15 protein-coding genes are annotated in these 20,385 nt (G+C 64.4%); 6 read left to right on the top strand and 9 right to left on the bottom strand.

Annotation, left to right across the window (positions count from 1 at the left end; translation table 11 throughout):
- Positions 1-190 precede the first annotated feature (190 nt).
- Positions 191-1,456 (bottom strand): MFS transporter, encoded by a 1,266-nt coding sequence (locus ACEW7X_RS00175; protein ID WP_420177465.1) that lies wholly within the window; start codon positions 1,454-1,456, stop codon positions 191-193.
- 295 nt (positions 1,457-1,751) lie between these two features.
- Here ACEW7X_RS00175 and ACEW7X_RS00170 point away from each other — a divergent pair, with 295 nt between their 5' ends.
- Positions 1,752-2,543, top strand: a complete 792-nt coding sequence (locus ACEW7X_RS00170) for a TetR/AcrR family transcriptional regulator (protein WP_420177464.1) — start codon at positions 1,752-1,754, stop codon at positions 2,541-2,543.
- 38 nt (positions 2,544-2,581) lie between these two features.
- Here the strand turns inward: ACEW7X_RS00170 and ACEW7X_RS00165 are convergent, their stop codons facing one another.
- Genes ACEW7X_RS00165 through ACEW7X_RS00150 form a run of 4 tightly spaced genes read right to left on the bottom strand, consistent with a single transcriptional unit; the run spans position 2,582 to position 8,665 of the window.
- Positions 2,582-3,991, bottom strand: a complete 1,410-nt coding sequence (locus ACEW7X_RS00165) for an efflux transporter outer membrane subunit (protein ID WP_257740205.1) — start codon at positions 3,989-3,991, stop codon at positions 2,582-2,584.
- Between the two features lie 2 nt (positions 3,992-3,993).
- A complete protein-coding gene (locus ACEW7X_RS00160) occupies positions 3,994-7,074 on the bottom strand; it encodes a MexW/MexI family multidrug efflux RND transporter permease subunit (protein ID WP_068373631.1) in 3,081 nt (1,026 codons plus the stop codon).
- Positions 7,071-8,207, bottom strand: coding sequence for an efflux RND transporter periplasmic adaptor subunit (locus tag ACEW7X_RS00155; RefSeq protein WP_420177463.1), 1,137 nt, complete (start codon positions 8,205-8,207; stop codon positions 7,071-7,073). Before ACEW7X_RS00155 ends, ACEW7X_RS00160 begins: the two co-directional genes overlap by 4 nt.
- 26 nt (positions 8,208-8,233) lie before the next feature.
- Positions 8,234-8,665 (bottom strand): DoxX family protein, encoded by a 432-nt coding sequence (locus tag ACEW7X_RS00150; RefSeq protein ID WP_068373626.1) that lies wholly within the window; start codon positions 8,663-8,665, stop codon positions 8,234-8,236.
- Between the two features lie 133 nt (positions 8,666-8,798).
- Between ACEW7X_RS00150 and soxR the strand changes: the two genes are divergently transcribed.
- A complete protein-coding gene (soxR, locus tag ACEW7X_RS00145; RefSeq protein WP_068373623.1) occupies positions 8,799-9,260 on the top strand; it encodes a redox-sensitive transcriptional activator SoxR in 462 nt (153 codons plus the stop codon).
- Positions 9,261-9,302: 42 nt separating this feature from the next.
- On the opposite strand, the gene ACEW7X_RS00140 is transcribed toward soxR, so the two are convergent.
- Positions 9,303-10,577, bottom strand: a complete 1,275-nt coding sequence (locus ACEW7X_RS00140; RefSeq protein ID WP_420177462.1) for an adenosylmethionine--8-amino-7-oxononanoate transaminase — start codon at positions 10,575-10,577, stop codon at positions 9,303-9,305.
- Positions 10,578-10,773: 196 nt separating this feature from the next.
- Here ACEW7X_RS00140 and bioF point away from each other — a divergent pair, with 196 nt between their 5' ends.
- Both bioF and bioD read left to right on the top strand, forming a co-directional pair.
- Complete coding sequence (bioF, locus tag ACEW7X_RS00135; protein WP_134837892.1) at positions 10,774-11,964, top strand: 8-amino-7-oxononanoate synthase; 1,191 nt, start codon at positions 10,774-10,776, stop codon at positions 11,962-11,964.
- 737 nt (positions 11,965-12,701) lie between these two features.
- Positions 12,702-14,150, top strand: coding sequence for a dethiobiotin synthase (gene bioD, locus ACEW7X_RS00130; RefSeq protein ID WP_415358617.1), 1,449 nt, complete (start codon positions 12,702-12,704; stop codon positions 14,148-14,150).
- A 60-nt stretch (positions 14,151-14,210) separates the two neighbouring features.
- On the opposite strand, the gene ACEW7X_RS00125 is transcribed toward bioD, so the two are convergent.
- From ACEW7X_RS00125 to ACEW7X_RS00115, 3 genes are all read right to left on the bottom strand, one after another.
- Entirely contained in the window at positions 14,211-15,260 is a 1,050-nt protein-coding gene (locus tag ACEW7X_RS00125; RefSeq protein ID WP_339138645.1) for a TRAP transporter substrate-binding protein, read from the bottom strand.
- Positions 15,261-15,472: 212 nt separating this feature from the next.
- Positions 15,473-16,594 carry an aromatic ring-hydroxylating dioxygenase subunit alpha gene (locus ACEW7X_RS00120; protein ID WP_068373610.1) on the bottom strand — a complete coding sequence of 374 codons (1,122 nt, stop codon included), beginning with the start codon at positions 16,592-16,594 and terminating at the stop codon, positions 15,473-15,475.
- 149 nt (positions 16,595-16,743) lie between these two features.
- The gene (locus ACEW7X_RS00115) at positions 16,744-17,757 is read right to left on the bottom strand and encodes a PDR/VanB family oxidoreductase (protein ID WP_130486326.1); all 1,014 of its coding nucleotides are present in this window, start codon (positions 17,755-17,757) and stop codon (positions 16,744-16,746) included.
- A gap of 232 nt (positions 17,758-17,989) precedes the next feature.
- Between ACEW7X_RS00115 and ACEW7X_RS00110 the strand changes: the two genes are divergently transcribed.
- The gene (locus ACEW7X_RS00110; protein ID WP_134837890.1) at positions 17,990-18,793 is read left to right on the top strand and encodes a helix-turn-helix transcriptional regulator; all 804 of its coding nucleotides are present in this window, start codon (positions 17,990-17,992) and stop codon (positions 18,791-18,793) included.
- Between the two features lie 191 nt (positions 18,794-18,984).
- The gene (locus ACEW7X_RS00105; protein WP_257740203.1) at positions 18,985-20,151 is read left to right on the top strand and encodes a methionine aminotransferase; all 1,167 of its coding nucleotides are present in this window, start codon (positions 18,985-18,987) and stop codon (positions 20,149-20,151) included.
- The last annotated feature ends 234 nt before the right edge of the window (positions 20,152-20,385 follow it).

Here is a 20,385-nt window from a genome sequence, read left to right as displayed (position 1 = left end):
AGATCATTTAAAATCAAAAAGATATGATTCAATAAAACCTTCTGCATCGGGAAGTGAGCCAGACTCACAGTGACAGGAACAGCGCGGCGGCACGCTCGTCGTTCCCGCAGGCCCTCGGCCTACCCGGCCCGCACAGGCCGGCTGTACCCGCTACGGCTGTCCCCTCAGCCAAACACCGCCACAATCCCCATCACCCCCGCACCCGGCTAGTCTGCGCATAGATCACGCTGGCCAGGACGATGGCTGCCGTCGCGATCCAGTAGGGCGTGTGCATACTCATGCGGTAGCTGGATGCGCCCAGCAGCGGGCCTATCATCATGCCCAGGCCCTGCGCAGCACCGCTCAGGCCGCCGACGCGGGCCTGGTCTCCGGCGTGCTGGGCCCGGTGCGTCAGCAGGCTGAGCAGGAAGGGCAGGAAGGTGCCCAGGCTGAGCCCGAAGAGGCCCATGCCGACCAGTTGCAGCGCAAAGCCGGCATCAGTGATCAACAGGCCTAGCCCGCACGCGCCCAGCAGGCCACCGACGAGCACCAGGCGGCGCTGGACGCGGGGGTCGGGGATGGAGATTTTCGAGAGTGCCATTTGCGCACCGACCAGTGTGGCGGCCGTCGCCATCAGGGCGGTGCCGGCATATTGCGTCGCCTGCGTGGCCTGCAGGTGAAATTGATCCTGCATCCTGAAGCCGGTGACCTGCATCAGGATGCCGTAGATGACGTAAAGCAGGACCAATACCGCCAGCGGCTGCCAGATATCGGCCCAGGCAGTGCGCGCGTGCTGCGCGGCATGGCTGGCCGCATGCGGATGGTCCGCGCCATGCCTGGCCATTTCTGCGGCCGACGGCAGGAATAGCCAGCAGGCGCCTGCCGCAACCAGCAGCAACACAGCCACGACATAGAAAGGCATCAGCAGGCCGGCACTGGTGGCCACCGCCGCCAGGCCAGGCGAAGCCACCAGGCCCAGTGCGAAGCTGGCCCCCATGCCCGCCAGCGCCCGCGAACGCGCCGCCCCTTCGGTAACGCGGGCGATATAGGCCTGGGCAGTGGGCAGCAACGCAGCCGAGAACGGCGACAGCATCAAGCGGCTGAAGACGAGCATGGCAAAGCAGGCGGACAACGAGATGATGCCTTCGCCGCGCCAGGACATGGTGTAGCCGAACAACAGGTTGAAGACCACCATGGTCAGCAGCGAACCGGTGCAGATGGCCTTGGCTGAGAGGTATTGCCCCAGCTTGCCCCAGACCGGCCCGAACAGTACGAACGCCAGCGCAGCCGGCGCCACCACCCAGCCCAGTTGCGTTTCGCTCAGGCCCAGCCCGCGCCCGGCCGCAGGCAGGATGGCGAATACGCAGGACATGCCGGTGGCGGCAGCGAAAAGCGCCAGGTAAATGCTGAGCAGGGCGCGCGAAACCTGCCGCTGCGATGGCGTATCCGCCCGCGCCGGGTGTTGTTGGGATGTCATGTTGCCTGTGGAGGAAATGAAGGGATGCGAGGAGAACCCGGCGAGCGCCGAGGCGATGCAGCACCGCAAGCGACGCTGATCATTTGATCAGTCTATCAACTGAATAGTCAGAACGTCAATGCCGCGCTGTGACAATGACGTTTCCTCCACTATGATTAGCAGCTTGGGCAACACAGCCCCGAACCCATGCCGGCCGCCCTCTGGCGCAGCGCAGCCGGCCTGCTGCGGCCATCCGGCCGGGCGGCTTGCCCTGGCGGCAATGGCACCGGCCATGCTTTCCGCAGGAATGATCCCTATGCCCGAACTCCGCAAGGTCTATACCACTGTCGATGCCCGTGACCGCATTGTGGCCGCCGCATTGACCGTTTTCGCCAAGCACGGTTTCGATGGCGCCACCACCCGCGAGATCGCCGCCGAGGCCGGGGTTTCCGCCGCGCTGATCCACCACCATTTCAAGGACAAGGAAAGCCTGTGGAACCTGGTGGGCCAGCGCATATCCGATGAATTCATCGAGGCCCTGCAGGCCGCGCTGGCGCACCCGCAACAAGACACCGGCGCAAGCATGCGACAGATGCTGGCGGCCTACATGCGTTATTGGCGCGCCCATCCGCAATCCCTGCGTTTCCAGCTCTGGCGTGTGCTGGGCGCTCCCCGGCAAGAGCGCAAATCGCGCTCGCAACAATTGAACCAGCTGTTCGTGCCGGTGGTGCAGGCGGCGCAAGCAGCCGGCGTCCTGCGCGACGACGTGCCGCCCGGACTGCTGCTGGTGACCATGGGGGGCTTGGTGCAGTATTTCCTGCACAGCGATGTGGAAACGTCCGATGCGTTGGCCGTAACCGGTGCCGCCATGCCCAGCGACACAGAACTGCTGGATTATCTGTGGGGCCTGCTGGCGCAGCCGGCCGGCCTGGCGACGGGGCAAGACAAAGGGCAGGGGCAAGCCCACGGACCAGACCCTGAGCCAAGCCCAGAACGGGGCAATAAACCAGGCCAAAAACCGGCAGACGGCGCGCCCGCCAAGCCAGCCACGGCCGCCAGGCGGCGGCGTGCCAGCCCAGGGCCCGCAAGAGCAAAGAAAGAGGACTGACGCCAGACGCCTGGCGTTTGCACCCGGCCGGCAATCGCCTACAGCACGTCTCCTGCCCCCCAGCCCAGCGCCTTGTAGACCGCCACCACATCCACAAAGGAAGCGGTTTCAGCCTCGGCGATTGCCTGCCTGGCCTGGAACAGCGCACGCTGGTTCTCCAGCACTGCCAGGTAGGCGCCAGCACCAGCGCGATAGCGCTTGTCCGCGATATCGAACGCCGCTTCGGCATGCCGCGCCGATTGCAGCAAGGCCGCCATCCTGCGCTGGTTGTCAGACAAGCGTGTCACGGCATTTTCGACTTCTTCCTGGGCTTGCAACACGGCCTGTTCGTAGCGTGCCTGCGCGCCTTCGGAAAGGGCTTCTGCACCCCGCAGCCGCGCCCGCGCATTGCCCAGGCGCAAGGCCGGCCAGCTCAAGCCCGGCGCCAGCTGAAACGCCCGCGACGCGCTGCCCAGGTCACCATCCCGCAAGGCAAAGAAACCGATGAAGCCGCCCAGGTCCAGGCGCGGGTAAAGCTCGGCCGTGGCCGCTCCGACATCCTCGACACTGGCTGCCAGCTGGCGTTCCGCCCGCACCACATCCGGACGACGCCGGATCAACGTATCCACGTCGCCCAGCGGCAACTGCCTGACCCAGATGCCCGCCGTCCGTTCACCCGGTACGCCCAGGCCTTGTCCCGGCCGTTCTCCCGCCAGGACATCCAACCGGAAATGAGCCTGCTGCAAGGCCGTGTCCAATGGCGCCAGCGCTGCCACGCTGCGCAACTTCTGGCTCTTGGCGTTTTCCAGGTCTTCGGGCAGGCCGCTGCCAGCGCGCACCATGGCGTCGGTCAGGCGCACGGTTTCGTCCCAGTTGGCAATTTCCTGCTCAGTCACGGCTATCTGGCGCTGCAACCCTTGCGCTTCGAAATAAGTACGAGCCACCTCCGCCGCAATGCTCAGGCGCATCAGCGTCAGTTCCGCCTGGGCGGCATCGGCGCGCGCCAACGCAGCCTGCTGCAGGCGCTCCAGCCGGCCGAACAGGTCGATTTCCCATTGCATGTCGAAACCTGCTCGCCAGGATTCCGACAACATGCGTGCCGGCTCGCCATCAGCACCCATTTGCTGCTGAATGCCGCGCTCATAGCCAGCGCTGGCAGTGATACCCGGCGTCCGATCCAGGCGGCGTTCATCAAACACCGCCCGGGCGGCATACCACGAAGCCTGGGCCTGCCGGATGTCGTGGTTGCGTGCCAGTGCGGCATCTATCCACTGCTCCAGGACAGGATCGTCAAACATGGTCCACCAGCGAGCCGGCAAAACGGCATCAGGCGCAGTAAAACCGGCCGCCTGCGCACTGGCCAGCGCGATCGGCGGCTGTTCCGGGGTTTCATAGCGCGGGCCGACCATGCAGCCACCCAGCAGGGCCAGCGCCCCCAGCACCAGCCCGCGCGCAAAGCGTTGTTCCATGGTCATGCCTCCAGCGCCTTTTCGGCCTCAATCAGTTGCCGGCTGCGCACCGTTTGCACCCGGTGGTCGCGCGCCAGCAGGGTGTAGATCGTCGGCAGCACAAACAGCGTGAACACCGTACCGATCAACATGCCGCACACAATCACCACGCCCAGCCCGAAACGGCTGTTGGCACCTGCACCGCTGGCAAACAGCAGCGGCACCACGCCAAAGGCCATGGCCGCAGTGGTCATCAGCACCGGCCGCAGGCGGATCTTCGCCGCGCGCACAATGGCGGTGGAACGATCCAGTTGCTCGCGCACCTGCAGTTCGTTGGCGAACTCGACCATCAGGATGCCGTGCTTGCTGATCAGCCCGATCAGCGTCACCAGGCCGATCTGGGTGTAGATGTTCAGCGTGGCCCAGCCCAGCGCCAACGGCAGCAGGGCGCCGCAGATCGACAGCGGCACGGTGATCAGGATGATGAGAGGATCGACCAGGCTTTCGTACTGCGCCGCCAGCACCAGGTAGATCACCACCAGCGCCGCCAGGAACGCGAACAGCAGGGCATTGCCTTCATGGACGTATTGGCGCGATTCCGATTGCCAGTCGTGGCTGAAACCCGGCGGCAGTTCCGCCGCCGCCTGCTCCAGAAAGGCCACCGCCTGCCCCAGGGACACGCCCGGCGCGGGAATGGCCTGCAGGGTGGCCGCGTTCTGCTGATCGAATTGCGGCAGGCGATTGGGCTCTACCGCCATTTCCAGCGTCACGACCGTGGACAGCGGCACCAGCGTTCCCTGTTCCGTGCGTACATACTGGCGCGCCAGGGCCTGCGGGGTCAGGCGCTGTTCGCGTACGCTCTGCGGAATGACATCGTAGGAACGGCCTTGCAGCCCGAAGCGGTTAAGGTAGTTTTCCCCCAGCAGCACGCCCAGCGAATCGCCGATATCCTGCATGCGTATGCCCAGGCTGGCCGCCTTGGCGCGGTCGATGCGCACCTGGGTGACCGGGTTGTTGTATTCCAGGTCACTGTCGACCACGACGAACAATCCGCTGGCCCGCGCACGCTGCTTGAGTTCTTCCATCGTCTGGTACAGCACCGGATAATCCTGCGCGCTACGCAACACCATCTGCACCGGCAGGCCACCACTGGAACCCGGCAGGGGCGCCAGCTGGAAGACAAAAATGCTGCTGCCTTCGACATTGCTGACAGCCTGCTGCAGATCGGCCTGCACCTGCGCCGCCGAACGCTCGCGGTCGCCCCAAAGAGACAGGTTGATGCCGCCAAAGCTGGACGACGGGCCGTCGGTACCATTGATGATCCAGGTGCCCGTGGTTTCCGGGATGCCCAGCATGACGCCTTCGAGTTTTTCGGCGAAACGTTCGGCATACTCCAGGCTGGCGTGCTGGGGCGCCTTGATGGCAGTCAGCACGGCCGCCTGGTCTTCAGCCGGCGCCAGTTCGCGCTGCGGCATCTGGTACAGGAACGGCAGTGCCAGGCAAACCAACAGCGCAAAGCCACCGCTCAGCCAGCGCTGCCGCAGGGAGAACGCCAGGACAAAGCCGTAGCGCCGCGCCAGGCCGCTGAACACATGCTCTGCCATGCGCGCCAGGCGGCCGTCCTGCTGCCCTGCAGGCAGCAACAGCGAACTCATCACCGGTGAAAGAGTCAACGCCACCACGCCGGAAACAATGACCGCTCCGGCCAGCGTCAGCGCAAACTCGCGAAACAGCGCCCCGGTCAGGCCGCCCATCAGGCCGATGGGCGCATAGACGGCAGCCAGCGTCAGCGTCATGGCAACCACCGGCCCGGCGATTTCCCGCGCGCCCACCAACGCAGCCGCCACCGGACTTTTGCCTTCCTCGATATGGCGATGCACGTTTTCCACGACAACGATTGCATCATCCACCACCAGGCCGATCGCCAGCACCATCGCCAGCAACGTCAGCAGGTTGATGCTGAAGCCGAAAGCCAGCATCAAGCCTGCCGCTCCCAGCATGGAGAGCGGAATGGCCACCACCGGGATGACGACGCTGCGCAAGGAACCCAGACACAGCCAGATCACCACCACCACGATCAGCACCGCTTCCAACAACGTATGCATCACTTCGCTGATGGACGCCTCGATGAAGCGCGCGGTTTCGAAAGCCAGTTCGACATGCACGCCTGGCGGCAAGGTTTTCTCGATTTCCGGCAACAGTTGGCGGATGCCGTCGACAATCACCAGCGGGTTGCCTGCCGGCGTAGAAAACAGGCCCAGGTGCACGGCGTTCACGCTGTCCATGCGCGCGCTGGTTTCGGTGGCGGCCGCACCCAGTTCCACCGTGCCGACGTCACGCAGGCGCACCAGCCCGTTACCGTCGTTGCGAATCACCAGGTCGCGGAATTCCTCGACGCTGCCCAGGTCGGTATTGACCCTCACATTGGATACCACGTACTGGCCGCGCACCTGCCCAGGCGCCGCCTGGTAATTGTTGCGCCGCACGGCATCGGCGACATCGCTGGCCGTCAGGCCGCGACCCGCCAGTTTTTCACTATCCAGCCACAGGCGCATGGCCAACTTCTGGCCGCCGAAGGTCTGCACCTTGGCAACGCCGTCAATACCGGAGAACAGCGGCTCGACCACGCGTGAAAGATAATCCGTAAGCTCCGGGGTGGACAGGCTGTCGCTGGAAAAGCCGACATAGGCCACGGCAGTCGAATCCCCGGCCGACAGCTCGACCACCGGATCATAGGCCTGGTCCGGCAGGCGGTAGCGCACCTGGTTGATCTTGGCCATGGTTTCCGTCAATGCCCGGGTGGAGTCACGGTTGAGCTCCATGCGCAGCGTCACCACGCTGCGCCCCTGCATGGATGAGGAAGACAGGTAATCTATGCCCTCCACCGAGGAAACCGCCTGGGCGATGGGCTGGGTGACGAAACCCTGCATCAGCTCTGCCGACGCGCCAGGGTATTCGGTGCTGACCGTCACGGTCGAGCTTTCCAGCAAAGGGTACTGGCGGATGGGCAACTTGCCCAGCGCAAACAACCCCAGCAATACGATCAGGCAGCTGACCACCAGCGCCAGCACGGGGCGGCGCACAAACACATCGGTGAATTTCATGCCCCGGCTCCCCCCGCCGTTCCGGCGGCGGCGCTGCCGGGCTGCCCAGCATCACGCAACGCATCGTTGGCCACGGCTTCCACCTGCATGCCATCGCTCAGCTTGATCTGGCCGGACACCACCACCTGGTCGCCTTCGGCCAGCCCGGACTCCACTTCGACGCGGCCGTCCCAGCGTTCGCCCGTCTTCACCGCCACGCGGCGCACGGTCAGCCCTTTTTCTTCTTCAGGCCTGGCCACGAACACGGTCTGGCCGTAGGCGCTGTAGGTCACGGCGGTCTCGGGCACGGCCAGCACCACTTCCGGCTGGGGCCGCTGCACCTGTATGCCGGCGAACATGCCGGCGCGCAAGACACCGGCGTCATTGGGCAGGCTGGCCTGCACCTGCACCGTGCGCGACTCGCCTATCATCGGGTCGATGGCTGTGATGCGAGCCTCGAACGCCTGGTCGGGCCAGGCGTCCAGCTGCAGGGCAACCGGCTGGCCGACATGCAGATGACGCACAGCCTGCTCATCCAGCGAAAAATTCACATGCATGGTGCGAGCATCCACCAGGCTGGCAATGGCATCGCCGGCATTCAGGTACTGGCCCTCGTGGATGCGGCGTATGCCGACCACGCCATCGAAGGGCGCGCGCACGGCCTTCTGCGCGATCACGGCCTCAACACGGCGCAGTTCGCCCCGCGCCATATCCCTGGCTGCCGTGGCATTGTCGAGCTGCTCCTGCGTCGCTACCTTGTCGGCACGCAATACGCGGGTGCGCGCCAGCACCGTTTCGGCATTGCGCAACTGGGCCTGCAAACGCAGACGCTCGGCCTGTTCAGGCGCATCATTGATCTGTACCAACAATTGGCCAGCCTTGACCGACTGCCCCGACTCGAACGCGATGCGCGTCACACGGCCCGACACTTCCGCCGCCAGGCTCACCTGGCGCGCCGCTTCCAGCGCCCCCACGCCATGCAGCGCCCGGGGCGCCGCGATACGTTCCGCCTGCGCCAGCGCCACCTTGGTGGCCGGCCAGGCGCCGCCCGCCTGGGCGCTGGAACGGTCGGTCAACAGCAGCACCACCAGTGCCAACGCAGCCACGGCAACCGATACCGCGGCCATGCCCCAAAAACCATTATTCTTTTTCATGATTCCATGACTCCCGCATCAGGGTTCTAGCGCAGCCGCGAGGGGCTGACGGCCAGCCGCTGACGCAGCCGGCTGGCAATGGCGGCGGCGATCAGCCCGCCCACCACCGAGGTATGTTCCAGCGCCCAGAACAGCGCCACCTGGGCCTGGGCTTCCGGCAAGGCCCAGAAGCGGTGCACGATCACCACTGCCAGCACCATGAAGACCGCCAGCGCCCCCGCACCCAACCAGAGCGCGCGATCCAGCACGATCAGCAAGGAACCGCCCAGCAGCACTGCCGCCGTGGCGATGTTGAAGAACAGGACCGGTTCCAGGCCGGCGGCGCGCATTTCCGCCAGCCCCCCCTGGAAGTCGATGAGCTTGGCCAGCCCCGACGACAGAAACACAACAATCAGCAGGATGCGGGCAAGCAACCAGAGCCATTTGCTATCCAAAGCGTTATCGACAAAATTGCGCATGCGCGTGACTCCAGAAGATCGAGCCGGCAAGCGCTGCCCGGCTCATGACAGATGGGAGAACAAGAACAATGCAGACTTGCATTGGAGGTTGAGCTGGACTATAAAACCTCAACTTAACTTGAGGTCAAGCATCATGGCGACGCAGCAACCCATTGATTTTTCTCGCCCGCTGACCGTGGGCGAAGTCGCGCACCGCAGCGGCGTGCCGGTGTCGACCATCCATTTCTACGAGTCCAAGGGCTTGATCGCGAGCAGTCGCAGCAGCGGCAACCAACGCCGTTTCCCGTCGGTCGTGCTGCGCCGCATCGCCATCATCAAAGTGGCGCAGCGCGCCGGCATTCCTCTGGAAGAAATCAAGGATGCGCTATGCCGCTATCCGGCCGACAGCAAATTGAGCGCAAAACAGTGGCATGAGATGTCGTCGCTCTGGCGCATCAGCCTCGATGAGCGCATTACCCGCCTGCAGCGGCTGCGCGACGAGCTGGACGGCTGTATCGGCTGTGGCTGCCTGTCCATGGAGGACTGTCCGCTGCGCAATCCTGGCGATATTCTGGGCCAGGAAGGGGCAGGGCCACGCATTCTGGAACGGCCCTGAACGACGGGCGGCCTGGCAGCCGCCCGTTGAGCACTGCAAGGTTCAGGGCTGGCCCGCTGCCAGCACCGTGCCCATGGCATCAAGCAGGAATGACAGTTCATCCGGCGCAATCGTAAATGCCGGCGTCACATAGGCAATGCGCCCGAACGGACGTATCCAGACGCCGGCGTCGGCAAAGCGGCGCTTGAGCGCTTCGCGGTCATCGACCTGCCGCAGTTCCACCACGCCGATGGCGCCCAGCACACGCACGTCCGCGACCCAGGGCAGCGCCGCCAAGGGCATCAACCGGGCGCGTAGCACCCCTTCAATCGCCGCCACCTGCGCCAGGCGCGGCTCCTGCTCGAACAGGTCCAACGAGGCGTTGGCCGCCGCGCAGGCAAGCGCATTGCCCATGAATGTCGGGCCGTGCATGAGCGCATGGCCTGGGTCGTCCGACAGAAAGCCCTCGAAGATACGCCGGCTGGCCACGGTTGCCGCCAGCGGCAGGGTACCGCCGGTCAGTGCCTTGGACAGGGTGACAATGTCCGGCCGGACACCCGCCTGCTGGAACGCGAACATGGTGCCGGTACGCCCAAAGCCGGTAAAAATTTCATCGAAGATCAGCAGCAGGCCATGTCGATCGGCCAGCCGCCGCAAGCGCTGCAATACGGACGAGTCATGCATCAGCATGCCGCCGGCCCCCTGCACCAGCGGCTCCACCAGGATGCCCGCCAGCTCGTGGACATGGCGCGCCAGATAATCGTCCAGTGCGGCTTCGGCCTCGTCATCGCCGGGCAGGGCGACGATATCGTGCCCGATCAGCATGCCCGCAAAACGAGCATGCATACCTTCTTCCGGATCGCACACGGCCATCGTGCCCAGGGTATCGCCGTGGTAGCCGCCACGGAACGCCAGAAAACGCGTACGGCCATGCTCGCCCTGATTGAGCCAGTACTGCACCGCCATTTTCATCGCCACTTCCACCGCCACGGAACCCGAGTCGGTATAGAACACCCGCTCCAGGTCGCCCCCCAGCATGGTGGCCAATCGGCTTGCCAGCCGCAGTGCCGGTTCATGCACCAGGCCCCCGAACATCACATGCGGCATGGTATCTAGCTGGCACCGCACGGCATCCGCGATATGGGGATGGTTGTATCCATGGCAGGCCGTCCACCAGGAAGCCACGCCATCTATCAGCGTGCGCCCATCCGCCAGTTCGATCCGGCTGCCGGCGGTACGCACCACCGGCAACGGTGGCGTTGCGGTCTGCATCTGCGTGTAGGGCAGCCAGATATGCCGCTGCCCCTGTGCCGCCCAGTCACTGGAATATGCGTCCATGCGATTCGCACCTTATAACAATTAAAGATAAATGAGTGATTTTGGCAACGTGATAAAAGTCAATTAACGCATTTTGAACGACGATTGCCATTCCGATTTTCCTGACTAAAATGCGGAAAAATGCGGCCCGGCGAGTGTACCCACATCTTCGGCCGCATCAATATGTAGCCAAAATGCATTCTTCTTCTCCTAATTAATGTCAAAAATAGACCACCTGCTGCAACCACACCTGGACCGTGCACGCGCCGGCCATACCTTGCGGCAGTTGCGGCCGTGCGGTCCCGCGCCTGCCGGCCATATCCAGCGCGACGGCCGCATGTTGGTGAACTTCTCCGGTAATGACTACCTGGGCCTGGCGCGCCACCCGCTCTTGGCCGACCGTGCCCGGGCCTGGACTGCGACATGGGGCACAGGCGCCCAGGCATCGCGTCTGGTCTGCGGCACGCTGGAGATACACCAACAAGTGGAAACGCGCCTGGCCGCGCTCAAGGGCACGGAAGCCGCCTTGCTGCTGGCCTCGGGCTGGCAGGCCAACGCCGCCATCCTGCCCGCGCTGTTTGCCGCGGCAGATGGCAGGCATCCGCCGCTTGTTTTCTGCGACCGCCTCAATCACGCCAGCCTGCACATGGGATGCCAGGCCGCCGGCGTGCGCCAGATACGCTACCGCCACAACGATCTGGCCCACCTGGAAAGCCTGCTGCAGATGCGCGTTGGCGAACCCGGCACACGCTTCATCGTGACGGAAAGCGTATTCAGCATGGATGGCGACCAGTCCGATGTGCCCGCGCTCGCCGCGCTGGCGCACCGCTATGACGCCTTCCTCTACCTGGACGAAGCGCATGCCACGGGCGTGCTCGGCCGGCACGGCATGGGCCTTTCCTGTGGCGTGCCCGGCGTGGATCTCGCCATGGGCACCTTCAGTAAAGCGCTGGGCGGCTTTGGCGCCTATATCGCAGGCTCGCGCACCCTATGCGACTACCTCGTGAATACCTGTTCCGGGCTGATATACACCACGGCTTTGCCGCCCGCCGTGCTGGGCGCAATGGATGCCGCGCTCGAACTGGTGCCCGCCATGGACGCCGAACGGCAACAACTGCACGCGCACGCCGCGGAAATCCGCAGCGTGCTGCACGAACTGGGCCTGGATTGCGGCAATTCCAGCACGCAGATCATTCCAGCCATCGTCGGCGATGCCGGCCGCGCCCTGGCCTTGAGCGACAGCCTGCTGCAGCAGGGCTGCCTGGCCATCGCCATCCGGCCACCGACGGTGCCTGCTGGTACCAGCAGGCTGCGCCTGGTATTGTCCGCCGCCCACGGCGAGCAGGATATCCACCTGCTGGCTGACGCCTTGCGGCGTACCATGGCGCAAGCACCGGGCCGGGGTTGAACATGCACGACACCTCCGCCACCCGGCCAACAGCCCCGGCAGGCGCGCCGGCCGCACACGGCCTTACCCTGCTGTTCGTCCATGGCTGGGCCTTCGACGCATCGTTCTGGGATGAAGTACGCGCCCACCTGACCCTCCACTTGCCCAGTTACCCGCAGCAAGTGCTGGATGCCGGCTATTTCGGTGCACCGGTCCAGCCCGGTGTACTCCCTGCACCGCCATCCGGCCACTGGCCCGCACATGCGGGCCCGGTGATTGCCATCGGACACTCCCTGGGCGCCATGCAACTGCTGGGCAGGCTGCCGCCACGCTGCGCCGGGCTGGTCATGATCAACGGCTTTGCGCGCTTCTGCCGCAGCCCGGACCACCCTAGTGGCACACCGCCGCGCCTGCTGACGCGCATGCTCGACAAACTGGCTGAAACGCCCGGGGAAGTTGTCAATGACTTCCGTGCCCGCTGCGGCGCGCCCGCCTGTACCCGGTCGCCCGAGCCCGCCGCACTTGCCACAGGGTTGCGTGCACTGCGTGACCATGATGAACGCGCGGCGCTGGCCGGCCTGACCCTGCCGGTTCGCCTGCTGGCCGGACAAAGCGACCCGCTGGTTCCCGCGCCGATGTCGCAGGCCCTGGCCATTCCCGACACGCATTGGCATCCAGGCGGACATTTGCTGCCCCTGACAGACAGCGCCTGGTGTGCCGAACGGATTGTGGAGTTCATACTGTCCATCCATCCAGCCATGCCAGCCCAGGGCCCGGAAAATCAATGGAATCCGCCCCATCGAAGCACCGTTACTCACAATCTTATCCACAAGCAGGAAATCGCCGGACGCTTCGGTTCCAGCTCCGCCCGCTATGACCGGCACGCCTGGGTTCAAGAGCACGCCGCCCTGGAACTGGCCCGCCGCATTGCCACGCTGCCACTGCCGCCACGCCCCCGGATTCTGGAAATCGGCTGTGGCACCGGCCTGCTGACGCGGGAACTGACACGCCTGCTTGGCCCTGCGAACTGGACCGTGACAGACATTTCCCCGGCCATGCTGAGCCAGGCGCAGAGCCACTTTCCAGCAGGTTATGCCGATTTCCGCGTACTGGACGGTGAACACCCTGGACACCTGGACGGCCCCTACGACCTGATCTGTTCCAGCCTGGCCGTGCAATGGTTCAATGACCTCGATGCCGGCCTGGCACGCTTGGCCAACCTGCTCGCGCCCGGCGGATGGCTGGCGTTCAGCACCCTGGCCGATGGCACTTTCCGTGAATGGCGAGATGCCCATGAACAGCTGGGATGGCAGGCCGGCACACGAAGTTATCCACTGCCGGAGCAACTGGGCCGTTACCTGCCTTTCAGCGGCCGGGCAGAGACCGAAACCCTGCACGCCCCGCAGGCCGGCGGCCTGGCTTTTGTGCGCGGGCTGAAAGCCATCGGCGCCGATATTCCTGCCGCCGGCCATGTTCCCCTATCACCACGCCAGCTGCGCGCGGTCATCACCCGTTTCGACAAGGAATACACACACGTGAGCTACGAAATTGCCTACGGCGCCTGGCGCCGGCCGCCTGCCGGCGTATTCGTCACGGGCACGGATACCGGCGTGGGCAAGACACTGGCCTGTGCCGTCTTGGCACAGGCATGGCAGGCCGGCTACTGGAAGCCCCTGCAAACCGGACTGGCAGAGGAAAGCGGCGACACCGACACCGTCACCCGCCTGGCCGCGCTTGCACCGGATCGGGTACACGCGCCGGGTTACACCCTGCAAGCGCCGCTATCCCCCTGGGCTGCCGCCCTGCAGGAAAACACCTGCGTGGACATAGAAACCCTGCAGTTGCCTGCCGCCACCGCGCCGCTCGTCGTCGAAGGCGCGGGCGGACTGCTGGTGCCTGTGGATAACCGGCACACGATGCTGGACCTGATCGTCCGCTTCGGCCTGCCCGTCGTGCTGGTCGCCCGCAGCGGCCTGGGCACCATCAACCACACGCTGCTTAGCCTGCAAGCACTGGCGGCACGCCGCGTGCCGGTCCTGGGCGTCATCATGAACGGGCCGCCGTCCCCCGGCAACCGTCAGGCCATCGAAACCTTCGGCAAAGTCAGGGTGCTGGCGGAATTCCCGCACTACGAGAAGCTGGACCCGGCGACCGTGCAGGCGCTGGCTGTGCGTATGCCGTCGCTGGAAACCTGCCTGGAACAATAGCGAACACGTGCCTGCCGTTAAGCGAAAGGCACGTATCGTTTTCATGCAGGCGGGACATCCTCAATACTTCAAGCCATTCGCCTGGGCAATGTCCTTCAATGCCGCCGCCAGCGCGGCGCCATCCAGTTTCTTGTCAGCAGCCTCGGCAATCCAGGTGTCGGTCAATACCTGGCCGGCATCGCGCATTTTCCGGTATTCCACCGTGCCGATCTCCGCCACCTGCGCGCCTTGCGTACGCACCTGTTCCCGCGCCGCATTGGCGGAACGTTCCCAGTTCGCGCCCATGCTCATCGACAAGGCCAGGCCGCTGTTACGGTCGACGATTTCGCGCAGGTCATCCGGCAGGGATTCATAACGCTTTTTGTTCATCAGCAAGCTGAGCAGCGTGGTGGAGAAAATGGGCTGGTCCGCAGCAGGTTCGGAGTGGTAGCGCGTGACTTCATCGAGCTTGAGCGCAGGCAGCACTTCCCAGCCCACCAACGCACCATCGACCACCCCCTTGGACAGGGCTTCCGTCAGTTGCGCCGGCGGCATGCTGACCGGCGTCGCGCCCAGGCTGTCCAGCAGGCGTGCCGTCATGCGAGTGGAGGCCCGCAGCTTGACGCCCTTGAAGGCCTCCAGTGTCGTCACCGGTTTGCTGGCATTGTGCAGCTGCATGCCGCCATCGCTGTGCAACGCCAGGACGTGGTAGTCCTTGAAATCGTCCCTCAGGGCACGTTCATAGAATTCCCAGATGATTTTCGAGCCCAGCTCTCCTTGTGCCGGCAGCATGAAAGGCAGTTCCACGGCTTCGCTGCGCGGAAAGCGTCCGGTTGAATAGCCCGGCGCCGTCCACACCACATCGGCCGCGCCGCGCCGCACCTGGTCCGCCAACTGCGCAGGCGTGCCGCCCAGCTGCATGGACGGATAGATCTGACAGGTCAGGCGCTGCTGCGATTCCCGTGCCAGGGTGTCGCACCAGGGCTGGATGACATTGACCTGGGCATTGGAAGTCGCCGGCAGGAAATGCGAAACGCGCAGGACGAATTTATCCTGTGCCTGGCTTGCCATGGGCACCATACAGGCGAGCGACAGGGCGATAGGGGTCAATACCTGGGATAGACGACGCATGATTGGTCTCCGGTCTTTTTTCCATGCCTAGCGGCAGGTTGTGGGTATCTCTGTGGACACCCTTGTTGATATGAAATGCATATCCTTGTGGATAAGCTGTTGGTAGCGCTATGGATAATTAGTGCCAATCAATCCATCAAGGCGCGCGCCGACTGGCGCTGGCGGCAATGACCGGGCTGGCCGGCGCCGCCACGGCCACTTGCCTGGCGCCGTCAGGCTGTCACGCCCGTGAGCCGCGCCAGGCGTTCTTCTGCTTCGCGGTCGGCGCGCTTCTTGATGTAGATGCGCATGGCGACGGCCGGGGCGTCGCTGGCCACCGAGATTTCATAGTGGCTCTCGTCCACGTCGTCGATCACGGCTTCCAGCGCCCCCAGGCCTTCCACGTCTTCGTTGAAGGCGGCGAACAGTTGCTCGTGCATGAATTCACCCAGGGCCTTGTCGGCCTGGGCGAAATCGCGGCCGTGCACGATGTGATAGTGCATGCTGTGGTCGGTTTCCGGCGTGATGATGTGCGCGGTATGGATATGAAAGACCGGCCGGGTTTCCTCGGGCAGGGCCGTGTCGTAGAACGTCACGCTGACACGGTGCAGGCCAGGCGACAGGAACTCGGATGTCACAATGCGCGCCGCTGTCGGGCCGGTAATGCCGGTGGTATTGCCCCATACGGGCGACAGCGTGGTAGGCACGATGCGCCGCAGCAGCCTGTAATAGCCCTCTTGCTTCAGGTCGAGCTCAAAGGGCGCGCTGGCGTAATCCGGGGTGCCGATGGTATTGGCATGCAGGAATTGCAGGTGAGTCAGGTCCAGCAGGTTTTCATGCATGCTGATGTAATTGCCCGGATGATGGAAATAGCCCGAGCTGCATTCCCAATCCGGGTTTTCTATCCAGGGCTGATGAGGCAGCCGGCTTTCGTCGGCCAGTGCCGGATCGCCCATCCAGATCCACAGCAGCGGCCCTTTTTCCACGATGGGATAGGACCGTATGCCGATGCCGCGCGGACAGGTCTTCTGCGAAGGGGTTTCGATCAGGTTGCCCTGCCCGTCATAGCGGAAACCGTGATAACCGCAAACGATAGTGTCGCCATCGAGCCAGCTGCGCGACAACGGAAACGAGCGGTGCGCACAGCGGTCTTCCATGGCCACGGCCTGGCCCGCCTGCGTGCGGTAGAGCACCAGGCGCTTGCCCAGAATGGTACGCGCCATCAACTCGCGCCCAACATCTCCGGAGAACGCCGCGACATACCACTCATTGAAGATAAACGGCGTATGGCGCGTTGCCATCTGCGCCGAAGCCTTGCGGGAATTGACGATGATGTTCGAAGTCGGCAGGGTCATTTGTGTCTCCTCTTTCCGGCGGACGGCCTGTGCCTGGACGCACCCGGCAACAAGCGCCCGAAAACCTGTTGATAACCTATGTATAAGCCTGTGTGCCAAATCCCTGATGACGGCATTTTCCCTGGCATAGCCACGGAAACCTGGCAGGGCTACAGCTCCAGTTCCAGCGCGGGTGTCAATGCCCGCGAACAGCAGATCAGCATGGTGGTGTTGGCCTGTTTTTCTTCATCCGAGAGCACCATGTCACGGTGATCCGGCGTGCCGGCATGCACTCGGGTCTCGCATGAGCGGCAGATGCCGGCACGGCACGAAAAGGCGGGCGACAGGCCAGCGTCTTCCATGGCCTCCAGAATGCTCTGTTCCTCGCTCACCCATAGCGTTTGCCCGCTCTGGCGCAGAATGACCTGGAAACCGCCGCCATCCCCGGTGCCGGGGCCCGCATGCTTACCCTCTGGATTGCCCGCCGTGGCGCCCGGCGCGCTGGTAGGTGCGGCAAACCACTCGAAATGCACCCGTGCAGCCTGGTCCGCCGTGGCCTGCCTGACTGCCTGCATCAAGGGGTCCGGGCCACAGCAGTAAAGATGTTCATCCGGCCCCAGCGATGCCGCCAGTGCTTCCACTGCCAGCAACCGGCCGGCTTGCTCGTCGTTGAAATGCAGTTGCACCCGGCCGCGCCCCTGGTCAAGCGCCAGCAGGTCTTCGTAGAAAGCAGCGCGGTGCCGCCCCCTGGCTGTGTAGATCACACGCCAGGGGCGGCCCTGACGTTCCGCCCAGCGCGCCATGGCCAGAATCGGCGTCACGCCGATTCCGCCGGCTACCAGGCAATAACCTCCCGCCTGTTCATCCAGCGCAAAGTGGTTGTGCGGACCAAGCACCTTGATGCTATCGCCTTCGCGCAGCGAACCGTGGATGAAGCGCGAACCGCCACGGCTGTCGGGCGCCAGCCCCACGCCCACGACATAGCGCTGGCGTTCACTGCTGTCATTGAGCAAGGAATAATGGCGGATCATGCCGTTATCCAAGTGCATTTCCAGATGCGCGCCCGGTGCAAACGCCGGCAGCGCCGCACCAGACGGATCGACCAGTTCGACGGCCAGCACGTCCTTGGCTTCGGCCGTGACGCGGCTGACCCGCAAGAGCATGGAGTGGGGCGCGTGGGTCATGATTGTTCTACCTGCTGCTGATTGTTCTACCTGCGTAAGCACCGCTGCCATTGCGCCATGGCAGCCGGCGGCTTTTGTCTCTGGCAGACAGATTACCGATCCGCTGCGGAAGTGCTGTCATCCCTGAAGAGGACAGCGCCGGACCGTGCGCCCCGGGATCGGACAAACCTTGATTGGCAGCGGGCGCAAGAGCGCGGAGAATAGGGCTCTTATCGAATCGAGAGCGTCAGCCATGATCAGTATCTGGAATACGTCCAACGCCTCGCCACAGCCCGACCTGCAACGCATCGTCAGCCTGACCCGCGCCATGGGCAGCGAGCAATTCCCGGCCTCCTTGCTGGACAGCCTGGCGCACTGGGTCAATTCCCAGCATTTCAACGTCCTGCGCATTGCCGCCGGGCACCCCAGCCTGTTGCTGGCCGGCTCGCGCCACCGCGACCGGCGGCTGGTCTGGCGCTGCTGGGACGACTACTCGCAACGCTTCCACAACCATGACGAACTGGCCAGCCGCATGCAGAGCCACCCGCCCATGGAGCGCCCCCTGATCGGGCACCTGCTGGCCGAGGACATCAGCTTTTCGCCATACCGCCAGGAGATCTACCAGCGCCACGACATGAGCGAACGCCTGTGCAGCCTGTCCTGGGATGACCAGGGCGCGCCGTTGATGCTGAACCTCTACCGTCACCGCGATGCCGGCTATTTCCGCGACCATGAAATCCACGCGTTCGAACAGCTCACACCGGCGCTGCTGCAACTGGTGCGCGGGCACCTGGCCCTGCAACGGCAGGAAGTCCCCGCAGAAAGCTGGCGGGCGACCCTGCTGCGCGCCGCACCGCAACTGACGGAAAAGGAACTGGAGGTTTGCCTGCTGCTGTTGCGCGGCCTGACGCATGCCGGCATCGGCGCCGCCCTGGGCATCAAGGAAACCACCGTCAAAACCTATCGCAACCGGGCCTTCCTGCGCTTGAACATCAATTTCCGCAGCCAGCTCTTCGCGCTGGTCACTCCCCCCTGTACGCCGGCTGGCACCGCCTGAGGTGCCAGCCAGCCCCTGCCGCACCATCCTGCCCCCCTTACTGCCAGCAGTCATGCTGCCATTGCCGCCAGTAATAAGCAGACTGTTTATGATTGCAGCCTGGCCCGCCGTTCCGGCCGGGCGGCCTGCCGGCGTGCCTGCATGATGCGGACACCGCACTTGTGCGGCGGGAACCCTTGAATGACACCAACATGATCCAGTCCAAGCTGCCGGACGTCGGCACCACCATCTTCACCACCATGAGCCAGCTCGCCGTCGAGACCGGGTCGATCAACCTGGGCCAGGGCTTTCCTGACTTCGACCCCGATCCGGCGCTGTGCCAGAAGGTCACCGAGGCCATGGCCCTCGGCCTGAACCAGTATCCGCCCATGCCAGGCCTGCCCGCCCTGCGGGCCGCCATTTCCGCCAAGGTCGCGGCCCTCTACGGCCACACCTACGACGCCGGCACCGAGATCACCGTCACCAGTGGCGCCACGCAAGCCCTGATGGCCGCCATCTTCTGTTCCGCCGGGGCCGGAGATGAGGTCATCGTGATCGAACCGGGCTATGACTCCTACCGGCCGGCCATCCGCCTGGCCGGGGCCACGCCCGTCGCCGTCGCCATGCGCGCACCCACAGACAGCGACCCGTATTTCCGGTTCGATTGGGATGCCGTGCGCGAGGCCATCACGCCACGCACCCGGCTCCTCATCATCAACTCGCCACACAACCCAACCGCCACCGTACTGGAAGCCGGCGACCTGGATGCACTGGAAGCCCTGATCAGCCAGCACGGCCTGCTGATCCTGTCCGACGAGGTGTACGAACACATTCTGTTCGATGAACGCCCCCACCTGAGCATGGCAACGCGGCCCGCCCTGGCCGCACGCTCGTTCATCGTGTCTTCCTTTGGCAAGACCTATCACACGACCGGCTGGAAACTGGGCTATTGCCTGGCGCCCGCCGCACTGATGCAGGAATTTCGCAAGGTGCACCAATTCATGGTGTTCACCTCGCCCACGCCCATGCAGCATGCGTATGCCGACTTCGTGGGCCGGCCCGAAACCTACTCGGGCCTGAGCGCCTTCTACCAGGAAAAACGCGATTTCCTCGCACAAGGCCTGGCACAGACCCGCTTCCGGCCCCTGCCCAGCGCCGGCACCTTTTTCCTGCTGGCGCAGTATGACCAGGTGTCCGACCTGAACGAATCCGACTTTTCCATCTGGCTGACGCGCGAGCATGGCGTCACTGTGATTCCGGTGGCCGCTTTCTACCAGAACCCGCAGGCACCGGCATCCAATCACGGTATCGTGCGCTTCTGCTTCGCCAAAAAGACGCCCACCCTGGCGCAAGCGCTGGAACGCCTGCAAGACGTCTGAACCGTCACCCATTGCCTGTCCCTGGCTCCCCGGCGCCATCGCCCAACATGCCTGGCAACGCTGGTGCAAGGACCATTGCAACCGCCTACTGCAATCCGCAACGGCTGTCACTCCATGATCTCAGGTATTGGCGGCCGCCACGCGGCCCGGCATACTCAGAGCCGTGCCGTCCGGGTTTTATCTTCTGCGCGGCCCACCAAACGCAATTCGGCCCCCATCCAGACACGCAACATG

It is taken from the genome of Kerstersia gyiorum (genome assembly GCF_048595715.1).
GTDB classification, from domain to species: Bacteria; Pseudomonadota; Gammaproteobacteria; order Burkholderiales; family Burkholderiaceae_B; genus Kerstersia; species Kerstersia gyiorum.
The sequence above is the reverse complement of the archived record's forward strand: the minus strand, read 5'-3'. Positions and strand labels throughout refer to the sequence as shown.